Genomic DNA, 14272 nt, shown 5'->3' with positions numbered 1-14272 from the left:
CCAGTGCGTGGTGCGTAGAGTTTACGGAGGAGTTTGCTAGCGATGGTGAGTGACAGGGAAGTGTTGCCGAGTAGGGGAAACCAGCCCTCGGGCATGCAGACATTTGCGGTGTGGCTTAAGCCTATGACGTTATCTGACGGTGCTCAGACAAACGAATGATCAGCCGTGCCACAAAAGCCCCTGTCAGGATGACCGCAAACAACCGCAGGGTCTGCATTGCCAGCACCAGTCCCACGTCGGAATGCGTGTCCACCGCGATGATCGCCATCGTGTCGAGCCCGCCCGGGCTGGTGGCCAGGTAAATCGAGAGGAAGTCCCTGTCCGATATTGATGCCAATAGCCAGGCAGATAGTGCGCACAGCGCGATCAAAAGCGTCGCCCCCATTATCATCGCCGGCAGGCGCCGCCAGACGTACCCAATCGTTGGGCGGTCAAAGCGCAAGCCGACGTAGCAACCCAGCGCGCCATAAGCAGTAGCGAGGAGCCAGTCGGGCAGCGCGATGTGCAACAGGCCGCTGATTTGCAAGGCGCCACCCAGCAGCAACGGCATCAACAGCGCCCCGGCGGGCACTCGATTGCCCAGTGCAACACCAGCAAGCAGCGTGGCGATGGTCAGGCCTAGATTAAGTAGTCCGAAGCTTTGCGGCTCGACGTTTGTCACGTGCGTTTCGCCGCCTGTCGGTGCCCCGACCCAGTGGCTCACCAGTGCGCCGATCATCACCACGCACACGACTCGCACGTATTGCATGGTGGCGACCACTCGCGAATCGGCACCGTACTCATCCGCCATCGAGACCATCGCCGAGGCAGCGCCTGGAGCCGTTCCCCATGCGGCGGTGCTGGCCGGAATGCCTGCCCATACCAAGGCGAGCCCGACCAGAGCACTGAGGCAAACCGTTGCGGCGGTTGCCAGCAGCATCATCGGCCAGGACTGGGCCATCGAGAGAAGCACTGCCAGCGTCATGGAATGGGCCGCCAGAATGCCTACACAACCTTGGCCCAGCTTGAAGGCGTAGGGATGGAGCTGTATGCCCGCACCGAACGTTCCAAATACGATGGCGACCATCATCGGCCCCAGGAACTGGCCGGCTGGCACCCCTAGAAACTTCAGCAACTGACCGGCTGCTCCAGCCACTAGCGCAAGCGCCAACCATTTGAATGGCGCGGGGTAGGCATGTAGAGAAAATCTGGCAGAAGAAGACAAGAGTCGTGCTCCAATCGCTGGTCGCCTTGAGGGCGTGGCATCGCTATCGATGTGCTGATAATTATTGATAGCGTGTTTGATAAAGTCTATTTTCTAATATCGATTGATTGATAACTTTGGTTGATAGATATGGACCTGCGTGACCTTGCCTATTTTGAAGTCATCGCCGAGCTGGGCCATCTGGGCAGGGCCGCACAAAAGCTCAACCGCAGTCAGCCGGCGCTGACTAAAAGCATCCAACGACTTGAGGAGTCGCTAGGTGCCCGGCTGTTCGAACGCGACGGGCGTCGGATCAAGCTGACGGCAGTGGGGGAGTTGCTGAAGGTGCGTGGCAAACAGTTGCAGCAGAGCGTTGCCGAAACCCAGCGAGAGATACGTGATGTTGCCAACGGGGTAATGGGCAATATTCGCCTGGGCTGCGCTGCTTCCATGGCTGATCACCTGCTTCCGCACCTGACCGCGACTCTGCTTTCACGTGCGCCGCAGATCACCTTGAACCTGGTGATTGGGCAGGACGATTTACTGCGCGAATCACTTTTTTCCGGGCGGCTGGACATGGTGATCTGCCCGCAGTACGAAGCAGATCCTTTGTTGGAATTTCATGCGTTGTTTGACGATGAGGCAGTAGTGGTCGCCAGCCGCAACCATCCGTTGTTTAGTGCAGGTTATGAGTTGCGCGATTTGTGCCAGTACCGTTGGGTGCTGCCTGCCACCGCCGTGCCGGCCCGACGCTGGATAGACAATGCATTTCAGTCCAGAGACCTGCCTTTGCCTCAAGTACAGATCGAAACGACTTCGATCTCCTTGCTGCCACGCCTGATTGGTGAAACCAACCTGCTCAGCTTTCTGGCCCGGGAGACTCTCGAAGACGTAAAGGGTGTGACGCACCTTCGGGAGATCAAGCTCAAGGAAACAACAATGAAACGCACGATTGTCGTTTTCGTGCGAACCGGCGCCTATTTGTCGCCGGCGGCGCAAGTACTGCTGAATGTGCTTAAAGACGATGCTCCGCTGTTATTGAGGTAGCGGATGCATAGCGACGGCTTGGGGTACAAGAGGCTATCAGGCGGGCGTGGACTGGGTAAGCCGCCCGCCATTTCCAACGACCAGCGCTGCCAGGATGAGCAATACGCTGCCGCCAATCAGCGGAGCTGTCACCGATACATGATCCAGCAAGCTGCCACCGAAAGCGCCTCCGACCATGATCGCCATCTGGATAGCTGCAACCATCAGTCCACCGCCAGTTTCGGGCTCATCGCTTACCTCTTTGGCGAGCCAGGTCGACCAGCATACGGGGATGGCCGAGTACAACATCCCCCAGGCAAACATCATGATGGCGGCGGCTGCGAAACTGTAGCCCAGCTCGGCCAGAGCCACCGTCATGACAGCCAACGCCACCGGAAGCCAGTGCAACAATTGGAAGAGGAATTGTTTTTCCAGCAGTCGGCTGACGATGTACGTACCACCGAAACCGGCTATGCCCAGGCTCAACAACAAAACCGACAGTTGAGTGGAGTCGACGCCAGTAACCTGTTCGAGAAATGGCCGCAAATAAGTGAAAGCGGTGAACGTACCACCAAACGTCAGCATGGCGGCCAGCAGACCGAACATGACGTTCCGACGTTTCAGCACCCCGAACAGCCTGGAAAGGGGAATGGTTTTTTCGGGCTGCATTGCGGGCAAGCTTTTGTATTGCCAGATCACGTTAATGATGACAATCGGTACAAGCGCCGCGAACACAAAGCGCCACCCCAGATGACCTCCCACATAGGCCCCAATGGGGGCGGCAAACGCAGCGGCCACTGAGTGGCCCATATAGATCATGCCCAAGGCTTTGGGCACAGCCTCCTCCGGGACTATCCGAAGCACAGTGGCGGTGGACAATGCCCAGAAACCGCCGATTGCGACGCCTAGAAAAGCTCTGGCGATCATCAACCAAGTAAAGCCCGGCGCCAGAGCTATGACCACCAGCGAAATGAGCATCAGCAGGGTCATCGAGACCAGGACATGGCGTCGATCGAAGCGTCCGGCGATAGAGGCAATGCAAAGACTTGCCACCACCGCAAAGAAGCCGGAAATGGAAATGGCTTGGCCAGCCATGCCTTGTGAGGTGTGAAGGTCGGTGGCGATGGGCGTCAGGAGACTCACTGGCATGAATTCTGCGGCGATCAGCAGAGCCACGCAGAGTGTCAAAGACCCCACGGCGCTCCAGATTCGGCTGTCAATCTGGGCCGTATTCAAAGTTGAGGTAGTCATCGGTGTTCCTGTGAAATAACCAATACATGACGCCCTCGACAACTAGTGCGCCAGGCGAATGGACGAATTAATGAAAAGAAAAAATAACCAGGGATCGACCCCAGCGGGCGATGGGACGCTGTCTCATCGCAACTTGCTTGAGGCGAAATGATAGGGGGCTAAGTATGATCTGTAATGATCTGAAATCCGAAAGCGCCTATGAATGATGGCGAATAATTCAGATGCGAAAAAGGAAGGGTTCAGAGCACCGTTGACTATCCGGGGTACCGTAACTCATCGATTAGAACCTGCATCGCCCGAGACTTCTCGCGCTCGCTGGAGTAGTAAAGGTGCAGCCCCGGGAATGTTCTCCACCAGGCTTGCATGACAGGAACCAGAGTGCCGTTAACCAGATGGGGGTGGGCGATGTCCTCGGGAACATAGGCCAGCCCGAAACCCGATACAGCGGCATCCAGGATCTGATTGATGCCGTTGAATACAAGTCTGCCTTTGACTCTCGTATTGATTTCCTGGCCGTCCTTTTCCAGCTCCCACGCGTACAGGCCGCCACGTGTTGGTAGGCGCATATTTATACACTCATGCTCCATGAGGTCTTGAGGTCTGGTCGGCATGGCACGAGACTCCATGTAGGACGGCGCGCCCACCATTACAAAACGCATGTCGGGAGCGATACGAACGGCTTCGATCCCGTTTGCCAACCCGTCCCCGAGCCGGATGCCAAAGTCGAAATGGTCGGCCACGATGTCCGTCAAGCCATAGTCGATAACGACTTCTACACTGATTTGTGGGTATTTCGGCAGCGCTTGTGCCAATTTCGGCCAAAGAACAGTTTCGATGACATGGTCGGTTGCCGTGATGCGAATGTTACCGGCGGGGGTGTCGCCAAATTCAGCTACGGCGATCAGTTCGGTCTCGATTTCCCGCAACCGCGGTTCAACGGTATTGAGCAGACGTTCACCGGCCTCGGTGACGGATACGCTACGGGTCGTGCGAGTGAGAAGACGTACGCCGACTCGAGCCTCCAATCTCTGGATGCTATGACTGAGCATCGATTGAGAGATTCCCAGCTGGGAGGCCGCCCGCGTGAAACTCTGCTCTCGTGCTACTGCAATGAGCGCGAGCAGGTCGCTGTAGTGTTCCTTTGCCATTCATCATTCTCTGCGTGGGGGCGAATACTGTATCAGCTCAAGCGCCCGCTCCAAGGATCTATGTTCATGAGCCGGCCATGACAATCGTGGAGGGGATTAATCAATTTTGATCATACCTCTATTCGCCGTCGAGCCTTTCACCCGAACGCCATCCGTGTTTTTAATCGAAAAAATAACAAGAGGCCTTTCATGAAAATCGGAATTCTTGGCTCCGGCCGAATGGGCAGTCATCTGGGCACCATGTTCGCCAGGGTTGGCCATGAGGTTTCCTTCAGTTACTCGCGTAATCAGCAGAAACTTGCCGATCTGGCTGCATCGGCAGGCAAGAATTCACAGGCCAGCACGCCGGCAGAGGCGGCATTCAACGCTGACTTGGTCCTCTTGGCCGTGCATTGGCTTCAAGTGCCTGACGTCCTCAGCCAGGTGGATGACTTGAGCGGCAAAATCGTCGTGACCTGCTGCAATCCTTTAAACGCGGAAGACACCGAGCTTGTCATCGGCCATACGATTTCCGGTGCGGAAACGCTGGCACAGATGATTCCTGAGGCCTATGTCGTTGCGGCCTTCCAGTCGACGCCCAGCGAAGTTCTGTTCGATGTATTCGCGGCCAGGGACGAGGCGCTACGTCCCAGTTTGATCTTCTGTGGCGAGGACGAAGCCAGTAAAGCCACAGTTTCGGATCTTATCAGTCAGGTGGGCTTTGAACCGGTGGACGCTGGGGCTCTGAAGGTTGCCCGTTATATAGAGCCTTTCGCGATGCTCTCCGCAGTGTTGGCTTACGAAACGGACCAGGGGCCCGAATGGGCTTATCGCTTTGAGCGTTTTGACAGGTTGTTCAAAGGCACTTCCCGCGTCGGGAAATAGCGGGAGGAGTGGGTACATGCAGATTTATGATTACATCGTTGTCGGTGCCGGTTCTTCGGGCTGTCCGGTTGCGCGCGGTTTGTCTGACGATCCCCGGAACAACGTCCTGCTTATTGAGGCGGGACCTGCTTCAGATCGTTTCTGGGTCAATACGCCCGCGGGAATGGGCAAGCTCTATTTCAATAAGTCATTGAACTGGAATTTCCGCACCTCGCCTATGGAGAAGCTTCAAGGGCGTCGGATGTATTGGCCTAGGGGCAAATTGCTCGGTGGATCCAGCTCCATCAACGGCATGGTATTCATCCGAGGTCACCAAAAGGATTTTGACGGCTGGCGTGCCTTGGGCAACCCAGGCTGGGGGTATGAAGATGTCTTGCCGTATTTCAAAAAGATGGAGCACTTTGAGCGGGGCGGCGATGAATATCGCGGAGCGAATGGTCCGCTATGGATCAGTGATCCGGTCGTCAAAGAAAAGAGTAGCTACGATTTTATAGAGGCCGCTAACCGTATTGGTATCCCGGTGACCGAGGACATGAACGGCGCCTTGCACGATGGCGTAGGTTTCATGCAGCACAACATCCAAGACGGGCAACGGATGTCGACTTACCGGGCTTTTATCGAGCCTGTCATTGAACGGTCGAACCTGACGGTTCGAACCGGATGCGAGCTGCAGCGCGTTTTATTCGAGGGGCGTACCGCTGTCGGTATAGAGGTTTTGAAGAGTGGCCGTTTGGAGCGTATCTATGCGGCGCGCGAAGTGATTCTGTCAGCAGGCTCGCTGAAGACCCCACAGATGCTGATGTTGTCCGGCATCGGCCCAAGGGCTGAACTGGAAAAACACGCAATTCCCGAAGTTCTGAATTCCCCAGGAGTAGGGCAAAACCTGCAGGATCATTTTTATATTCACACAGCCTTCCGTTGCACCCCAGACAGTTCGTACAACGCAAACCTCGTAGGCCTGCGCAAGTACTGGGAAGGCTTCCGTTACCTGATGACCCGCAAAGGGTATCTTGCCCTTGGCTCTTCCCAGGTCGCGGCGTTTGTTAAAAGTAGCTCGGACGAGGACTACGCTGATCTCCAAATCAGCTTTCGGCCTATGACCTTTCAATACTTTCCCGATGGCACGGTTGACGTTGAAAAGCATCCCGGGCTCGGGGTGTCGGTTTATCAGTTGCGTCCCAGCACCACGGGAACAGTGACGCTGCGCTCGACCAACCCGTCTGACCCGGCCGATTACACGCCAAATTTCCTGAGCAGCGGTTACGACATCAATGCCGTGATCAGTGGTGTGCGCTGGATACGCAAAATCATGAACAGCGAGCCCATCAAATCTCGCGTGGTTTCGGAACAATTGCCGGGGCCCCACATTCGTACCGATGAAGATATCTACAACTATCTGGTCGAAACCGGCAACTCGGCCCACCACCAGGGCGGCACCTGCAAAATGGGTAACGACGCCATGGCGGTGGTGGACGAACGACTGCGTGTCCGTGGTATCGAGCGACTGCGGGTGGTGGATGCCTCGATCATGCCATTCATCACGTCGGGCAACACCAATGCGCCGTCCATCATGATTGGTGTGAAAGCCGCCGACCTGATTCGTGAAGATGCAATGACTCGCCGGGCAAGCAGTTCGCCGGTCGAAACTGTTGGTTGAATCGGCGGGTACCGTGTTGCCACCTGTCACGAAAATCCTCACCGAATAACAACAACTGGAGGCACCAGCAAGATGCACGATTACGCGAAGTTTTATATCGACGGTGAATGGGTAGAGGCCGCGACCTCCCAGCGCCAGGAATTGATTGATCCGACTACCGAAGAAGTGTTTGCCACGGTCGCCATGGCGACTGTTGAAGAGGTGGACACTGCCGTGGCCGCAGCTCGGCGTGCATTCAAAAGCTATTCGCAGTCTTCCCTCGATGAGCGTTACGACCTGATCAACCGTATCATCGAAGCCTACGAATTGCGCGCCGATGATTTTGTACAGGCCATTGCGCAAGAGGTGGGTATTCCCTGCAGCGCCCGTGCTCAGGTCATGGGGCCAATCGAACATATGAGGGTCGCTCGCGACCTGTTGAAGACGTACGAGTTCGAGGCGCGAATTGGCAATACGATTGTTCGCCGTGAACCCCTGGGTGTCTGCGCACTGATCTCGCCTTGGAACTGGCCGGTCCAGACAACCGTCATCAAGCTGATCTATGCGCTGGCCGCCGGTTGTACAGTCGTATCCAAGTCCAGTATCAACTCGCCGGTCAGCGCTATTCTGCTGACAGAGGTGCTGGATGCCGCAGGCGTACCCAAGGGCGTTTTCAACATGCTCAACGGCTCGGGGCGAGTGATTGGCGAGGCGATGTCGAAGCATCCCGATGTTGACATGGTTTCCTTCACGGGCTCGACCGGTGCCGGTGCGCAGGTAGGCGAGGCAGCGGCACGCACCATCAAACGCGTGTGCCTGGAGTTGGGCGGGAAGTCGGCGAATATCGTGCTGCGAGACGCCGATCTGGAAAAGGCCGCGCGCTGGAATATTCAGCGCGGCTTCTTCAATACCGGACAATCCTGCCACGCGCCGAGTCGCATGTTGGTGCATGAAAGTCAGGTGGAGCAGGTCATTCCGTTTCTGGTTGACGAAGCAAACCGATTCCGTCTCGGAGACCCGCGAGATCCCGCCACGACCATGGGGCCGATTGTCAGCCGGGCACAATTCAACAGCATCCAGCGCCACATACAGTCGGGCCTCGATGAGGGTGCACGACTGATTGTTGGCGGACTGGGACGCCCCGAAGGCTTCGAACGTGGTTTTTTCACCCGTCCGACCGTGTTCGTCGATGTGACGCCGGAGATGACTATTTGCCGGGAAGAGATTTTCGGGCCGGTCTTGGTGGTGGTGCCTTATTCCACCGAGGCGCAGGCATTGGAAATCGCCAATGACTCGCCTTATGGGTTGGGTGGCTATGTATTCGGTGGGGACCGGCGCAAGGCGTATGAGTTCGCCAGCGGCCTGCGTGCCGGGCGCGTTTGTTTTAACGGCGCGCCGACTAACTCGCTGACGCCTATGGGTGGCTACAAGGAATCCGGCATTGGCCGCTCGATGGGCGTTTTCGGGTTGCAAGAGTATCTGGAAATCAAATCGGTCTATGGCTTTGACGAGGAAGCCGCAGCACTGCCGTCGTTGAAGGCCTGATACGACTATCCAAGACCAAGCGGTGCCGCGCCGATGATTGGCGCGGCACGCCTGCCGTTTGAAGAGAATATTTATTCATCTGATTAATAGCACCTTGCGAGCTGACTCACGTGGTTCGCTTGCTGTGCCACGGACGAGCCCAGTAGGGTAAGGCTCGTCTAAAAAGACGACGTTGCAGGTGTTGTTATTGCGAATGGTCAGTTGCCAAAGATTATCCGCAGGTCGTGCTCGGCCATTTTTCACACTGTTTTCAATCGAGGCATTCTTACAATGGAACTCAACGTAAATGGCACTGTGTATGAGGTTGAGGCGGATGCGGATACACCATTGTTATGGGTGATTCGCGACGATATCGGCCTGACCGGAACCAAGTACGGGTGCGGTTTGGCGCAATGCGGCGCCTGTTCGGTCATGGTGGACGGCGTGCTGCTTCGCTCATGCGTTACACCGGTTGAAGGGGTAAAGGGCAAACAGATTCGCACAATCGAAGCCATTGAAGACGACGAGTTGGGCAAGCGCGTAGTGGCGGCCTGGGTCAAGCATCAAGTCGCCCAGTGTGGCTATTGCCAGTCTGGCCAGGTAATGGCCGCCACTGCGCTGTTGCAGCGCATTCCCAAACCTTCCCAAGCCGATATTGCTGCCGCCATGACGAATCTCTGCCGTTGCGGCACTTATAACGCGATCAAGACTGCTGTCGATGAGCTTGCTGGTGCTTGAGCACGCGCAATTCGACTGAGCTGCGACTGCGACGTGCCTGGTGACAATGCCGACGGCTAATCCTGACCACCTTTAATGGAGCAGAGATTGGTCTGCTGCCAGGCCGAGCATTGAATGCAAACACAGGGGAATACTATGTCAAAACTGGATGATTCAATCGCCGAGCGCGGCGTACTCTCCGACGCTCAACCTGTGAACGTCTCTCGCCGCCGTTTTTTGCAAGCATCGGCTGGCGTCACGGCGGGTGCGCTTGTTATCAGCTTCGGAATTCCCCTTGGCCCGTTGCGGGCTGCCGAGCGTGCCCAGGCATTGCCGCCTGGCGCCCGTGTACCGGCGTTCCTGGAGATTCGTCCGGATAATACCGTTCGCCTGCAGAGCCCCTTTATTGAGGGGGGGCAGGGCATTTTCACGGGCATGGCACAGGTCGTGGGTGAGGAGCTCGATATAGATCCAGCCAGCTTTCTGGTGGAGAACGCGGCGCCCGGGAATGACTTCAAAGTCATGGAAGGTGGCATGCGCTTCACGGGTGGTAGCCGGTCGATGCGCGCGAGCTACATGACCATGCGCCGACTGGGCGCATCGGCGCGCCTGATGCTGTTGCAGGCCGCGTCATCTCACTGGAAGGTGCCGCTGGCGCAGCTGACTACTGAGCCAGGGCGGGTCATTCATGTCGCTTCCAATCGATCGATCACCTACGGTGAACTCGCGCCGCTAACGCTCGATTTGCCCATTCCCGATCCGCAAACCGTTACTCTGCGCGACCCTGCCACATTCCGCTGGATCGGTAAGCCGGTCCAGCGAATAGACGTCTACGACAAATCTACTGGTAAGGCGCAATACACCATCGATACTCGTGTCGAAGGCATGCTTCATGCTGCGGTACAACATGCGCCGCGCCTGGGTCTGCAAGTGGGCCTGGTGCGCAACGAGGATCAGATCAGAAACCTCAAAGGCGTACATTCGGTGCACCGTCTTGAGGGGGCAGTGGCGGTGGTTGCGCAACGCTGGTGGGTGGCCAAGCGTGCCGTCGAGGCTCTGCAAGTGGAGTGGACGGAGCCGGGTGGCGATTCAACCGTGCGCTACATGCCGGCTAATTTCGACACCCAGGCCTATGCGGAGCAATTGAGTAAAACCACCGACGCCGGGGATGAGGCCGAACGTGAGGGCGACCTGCAGCAGGGGCTGGCCGGCGCCAAGAAAGTCGTCAGTGCGACTTACCATACCCAATACCTCAACCACGCCCAGTTGGAGCCGCCCTCGGCCCTGGCGCGCTTCGACGCTGAAGGCAATCTCGATCTGTGGCTGCCGAACCAGGCCCCGGATTTGTTTTTGGCCGACGTCGCCAAGCGTACCGGTCTGGACCCTTCCAAAATCACTCTCCACTCTCCGCTGCTGGGTGGCTTTTTTGGCCGGCATTTTTTATACCCGAATGCATCACCTTACCCTCAAGCTATCCAGCTGGCTCAATCCACGGGTCGACCGATCAAGGTGATCTGGAGCCGCGAGGAAGAGTTTTTGCGTGACGTGCTTCGTCCTTCCGCCGTAGTGCGCTTTCGCGCTGGCCTGGATGAACAGGGCATGCCGGTGGCCTTTGAAGCAATTAGTGCCACGGAAGGGCCAACTGAGGGTATCGCTAACAAACAAGGAGACAAAATCGACCCGACCGCCGTCGAAGGCCTGGCCGGTAAAAAATACGCCATTGCCCATCGTCGGATCGCTCAACTGTACTCGCAGACCCCGGTGATGCTGGGCTACTGGCGTTCAGTCGGGAACTCCATCAATGACTTCATGTATGAAGCTTTTCTGGATGAGGTGGCGGATGCCGGCGGTCAGGATCCCTATGAGCTGCGGGCCAAGCTGCTGCAGGGCAACGAGCGGCTAAGCCACTTGCTCAAGGCCGTGGCCGACCTGTCCGGGGGGTGGAAACGAGGGCCGTTCACGGCGCAAGACGGCACCAAGCGAGCAAGAGGCGTTGCAATGGCATCGCCATTTGGTACCGAAACGGCGGTGATCGCAGAGGTTTCCATCAGCAACGGAGCTGTGAAGGTTCACGACATCTGGCAGGCAATCGATCCGGGTAGCATCGTTAATCCCGCCATCATCGAGGCTCAGGTCAACTCAGCCGTGGCCCTTGGCTTGTCTCAAACCCTGATCGAACAAGCCATCTACAAAGGTGGTACGCCGGTGGCGCGCAATTACGACCTCTACCGCATCCTCACACCGGAAATGATGGCCAGGGTCCATGTCCGTGTGGTGGAGAGTGGTGCGCCAATGGGCGGAATCGGTGAACCGCCTCTGCCTGCGGTGGCACCGGCGGTTGCTAACGCCGTCTCGCGACTGACCGGTCAACGAATTCGCAGCATGCCTCTATCGCAGTACCGCTTCGACACCTGATGAGGAATGGTTCGTGAATAAAACTATAAAGTATCTGCTGCCAGCAGGCATCGTCGTGGCAGCTGGCTTGGGCTGGTTTGTCAATCGCACACCATTTTCGCCTTTTGCTAATGAGGCATCTGCACCCTCGGCAGATGCACAGCTCGTCCAGCGTGGTGAATATGTCGCCAGGCTTAGCGATTGCGTGGCCTGCCACAGCACGCCCAAAGGTGCGCCGTTTGCCGGCGGCCTGGAGATGGCGACCCCGATGGGATCAATCTATGCCACCAACATTACCCCGGACAAACAAACGGGCATCGGTAATTACAGCCTGGCCGACTTTGATCGCGCAGTACGCAGCGGAGTTGCGGCTGACGGGCACAGGCTGTATCCGGCTATGCCTTACCCATCCTATGCCAAGCTCAGCGACGATGATGTGCGGGCGCTTTATGCGTTCTTCATGGCCGGCGTTAAGCCGGCGCAGCAGCAGAACCAGCAAAGCCATATCCCCTGGCCGCTCAACATGCGCTGGCCGCTGGCTTTGTGGAATACCGCGTTTGTCGATGACGGTGCCTATCAGGCCAAGCCCTCAGAGGATGCACTGTGGAACCGCGGCGCCTACATCGTCCAGGGTGCGGGGCATTGTGGCAGTTGCCATACCCCACGCAGCTTGACGATGAACGAGAAGTCGCTGGATGAAAGCAGCGCTACTTTCCTCAGCGGTTCGCTGCTCGATGGGTGGTACGCGCCGAGCCTGCGCCAGGATCCGAACACTGGATTGGGGCGCTGGAGCGAGCAGGAGATCGTCGACTATCTGAAAACCGGACGTAACGCTCACAGCGTGGTCGTGGGCACCATGGCGGAAGTCTTCAACAACTCGACGCAATACATGTCCGACCCGGACTTGAAAGCCATTGCGCATTACCTGGTGTCGTTGCCGGGCGATCCAAAGCGTGACGGGCCGCCATGGAAGCCAGCGGCCAAACTGGCAGAACAACCTCTGTCGACACCTGGGGCAGCCAACTATATGGCCAAGTGCAGCAGTTGCCACGGCAGTGACGGCAGCGGGCAGGCGCCATGGATACCTCCTTTGGCAGGCGCATCTTCATCGATGGTGAAGCAAAGCGCTACGAGCATCAATGCCACGTTGAACGGTTCCGAACGTGTCGTTGCCAATGGTATTCCGGATTCGTATCGCATGCCCCCATACCGCAACCAACTCTCTGATCAGGAAGTCGCTGATGTACTGACTTTCGTTCGCACGTCATGGGGTAATCAGGGAGGCGCAGTGAAGGCTGACGAGGTGAAGGAACTGCGTGAGCGAACCAATCCGGCCAGCAGCAACCCGATCATCCTGCAGATGCGTTGAGAGAGTATGGTGAGGGCTTGGCCAAGGCCCTCGCCATACATAAGGAGTCCCCGTCGGGGAGAAGCGGTCCGTGTTTTCGATCATTACGCTTCGGCGTGCATGATCCAAGCAGAGCTCTGGTGTTAACGCCGTTGTGGGGCTAGTAATCAGAGGGACAGGCGCCACTTTCGACGTCCGGGTGCGTTCAGGGAACGTTGTGGCCAGCCGCTTGGATAAGCCCGTACCATTCGGGGCGGGTGAGCGGGATATTCGAGCCCGCGGCTGCTTCGATGAGGCGCTCGGGTCTCGTGGTGCCCAGTACCACTTGGATGCCGGCGGGATGACGAGTGATCCAGGCTGTCGCGATCGCGGTCGGAGTGGCGTCGTACTTCGCAGCGAGTCGTTTGAGTTCGGCATTAAGCTGCGGGTAGTCGGGAGAGTCGAAGAAGACCCCATCCTGAAAGGCTTTCTGGAACGGAGACCACGCCTGCAGCGTGATTTTATTAATCCGTGCGTAGTCTACGATGCCGCCACCGTCACGAGTGATTGAGTCGTCGAATCCGGTCATGTTCGACGACAGGCCTTGGGCGACGATCGTCGAATGCGTCAGCGAAAGCTGGACCTGGTTCGCCAGGATCGGCTGGGTCACGGCGGTCTTGAGCAGATCGATCTGACGGGGAGTATGGTTGGAAACCCCGAATGCGCGAACCTTTCCGGTGGTCTCCAGGTGGTCGAAGGCGCGGGCGACTTCTTCCGGTTCCACGAGTGCGTCGGGCCGGTGCAGCAATAGCACATCCAGATAGTCGGTCCCCAGCGCTTTCAGCGACCTCTCGGCCGACGCCACGATGTGCTCGTAGGACTGATCGTAGTGCCACGGGTCGGCCACAATACTGGTTTTGGACTGGAGGAAGATCTGCTCGCGCTCAGCGCTGCTGAGTCGCAGCGCCTCGTCGAACCGGCGTTCGCACAGGTGCGGGCCACCGCCGGGATGGTTGAATCCGTAGAGGTCGGCGTGATCGAAAAAATTGATGCCCGATTCGCGCGCCGCGGTGTAGAGCGCCCGGATCTGGTCATCGGTGCTGCCGGCAATGCGCATCATGCCCGCGACGACATTGGGAACCCGAGTGTCGGTTGATCCTAGTGGTACGGTCTTCATGAAAGCTCCTTGTCAGGACAGTGGT

General features: G+C 57.4%; 11 protein-coding genes. 7 read left to right on the top strand and 4 right to left on the bottom strand.

The window, feature by feature from the left end:
- Positions 1–121: 121 nt before the first annotated feature.
- The gene (locus tag KI241_RS16195) at positions 122–1204 is read right to left on the bottom strand and encodes an AbrB family transcriptional regulator (protein ID WP_212796426.1); all 1083 of its coding nucleotides are present in this window, start codon (positions 1202–1204) and stop codon (positions 122–124) included.
- A gap of 129 nt (positions 1205–1333) precedes the next feature.
- Between KI241_RS16195 and KI241_RS16190 the strand changes: the two genes are divergently transcribed.
- Positions 1334–2230, top strand: a complete 897-nt coding sequence (locus KI241_RS16190) for a LysR family transcriptional regulator (protein ID WP_013692834.1) — start codon at positions 1334–1336, stop codon at positions 2228–2230.
- Between the two features lie 36 nt (positions 2231–2266).
- Here KI241_RS16190 and KI241_RS16185 read toward each other — a convergent pair whose 3' ends face one another.
- Positions 2267–3460: an MFS transporter gene (locus KI241_RS16185; RefSeq protein ID WP_212802724.1), complete on the bottom strand. Its 1194-nt coding sequence runs from the start codon at positions 3458–3460 to the stop codon at positions 2267–2269.
- A 254-nt stretch (positions 3461–3714) separates the two neighbouring features.
- Entirely contained in the window at positions 3715–4608 is an 894-nt protein-coding gene (locus tag KI241_RS16180) for a LysR family transcriptional regulator (RefSeq protein ID WP_013692836.1), read from the bottom strand.
- A 99-nt stretch (positions 4609–4707) separates the two neighbouring features.
- Here KI241_RS16180 and KI241_RS16175 point away from each other — a divergent pair, with 99 nt between their 5' ends.
- From KI241_RS16175 to KI241_RS16150, 6 genes are all read left to right on the top strand, one after another.
- Positions 4708–5472 (top strand): NADPH-dependent F420 reductase, encoded by a 765-nt coding sequence (locus tag KI241_RS16175; protein ID WP_348532646.1) that lies wholly within the window; start codon positions 4708–4710, stop codon positions 5470–5472.
- 16 nt (positions 5473–5488) lie between these two features.
- Positions 5489–7129 carry a GMC family oxidoreductase N-terminal domain-containing protein gene (locus tag KI241_RS16170; protein WP_212796423.1) on the top strand — a complete coding sequence of 547 codons (1641 nt, stop codon included), beginning with the start codon at positions 5489–5491 and terminating at the stop codon, positions 7127–7129.
- A 72-nt stretch (positions 7130–7201) separates the two neighbouring features.
- Complete coding sequence (locus tag KI241_RS16165; protein ID WP_212802723.1) at positions 7202–8653, top strand: aldehyde dehydrogenase family protein; 1452 nt, start codon at positions 7202–7204, stop codon at positions 8651–8653.
- 270 nt (positions 8654–8923) lie between these two features.
- Positions 8924–9370 carry a (2Fe-2S)-binding protein gene (locus tag KI241_RS16160; protein WP_013692840.1) on the top strand — a complete coding sequence of 149 codons (447 nt, stop codon included), beginning with the start codon at positions 8924–8926 and terminating at the stop codon, positions 9368–9370.
- 135 nt (positions 9371–9505) lie between these two features.
- Positions 9506–11764, top strand: coding sequence for a molybdopterin cofactor-binding domain-containing protein (locus tag KI241_RS16155; protein ID WP_212802247.1), 2259 nt, complete (start codon positions 9506–9508; stop codon positions 11762–11764).
- Positions 11765–11777: 13 nt separating this feature from the next.
- Positions 11778–13112 carry a cytochrome c gene (locus KI241_RS16150; RefSeq protein WP_212796421.1) on the top strand — a complete coding sequence of 445 codons (1335 nt, stop codon included), beginning with the start codon at positions 11778–11780 and terminating at the stop codon, positions 13110–13112.
- Between the two features lie 184 nt (positions 13113–13296).
- Here the strand turns inward: KI241_RS16150 and KI241_RS16145 are convergent, their stop codons facing one another.
- Positions 13297–14247: an aldo/keto reductase gene (locus KI241_RS16145; protein ID WP_212796420.1), complete on the bottom strand. Its 951-nt coding sequence runs from the start codon at positions 14245–14247 to the stop codon at positions 13297–13299.
- Between the last annotated feature and the right edge of the window lie 25 nt (positions 14248–14272).

Source organism: Pseudomonas sp. Cab53 (assembly GCF_018325965.1).
In the GTDB taxonomy this organism is placed as follows: Bacteria; Pseudomonadota; Gammaproteobacteria; order Pseudomonadales; family Pseudomonadaceae; genus Aquipseudomonas; species Aquipseudomonas chlororaphis_E.
This window is presented reverse-complemented; position numbering and strand designations above follow the sequence as displayed.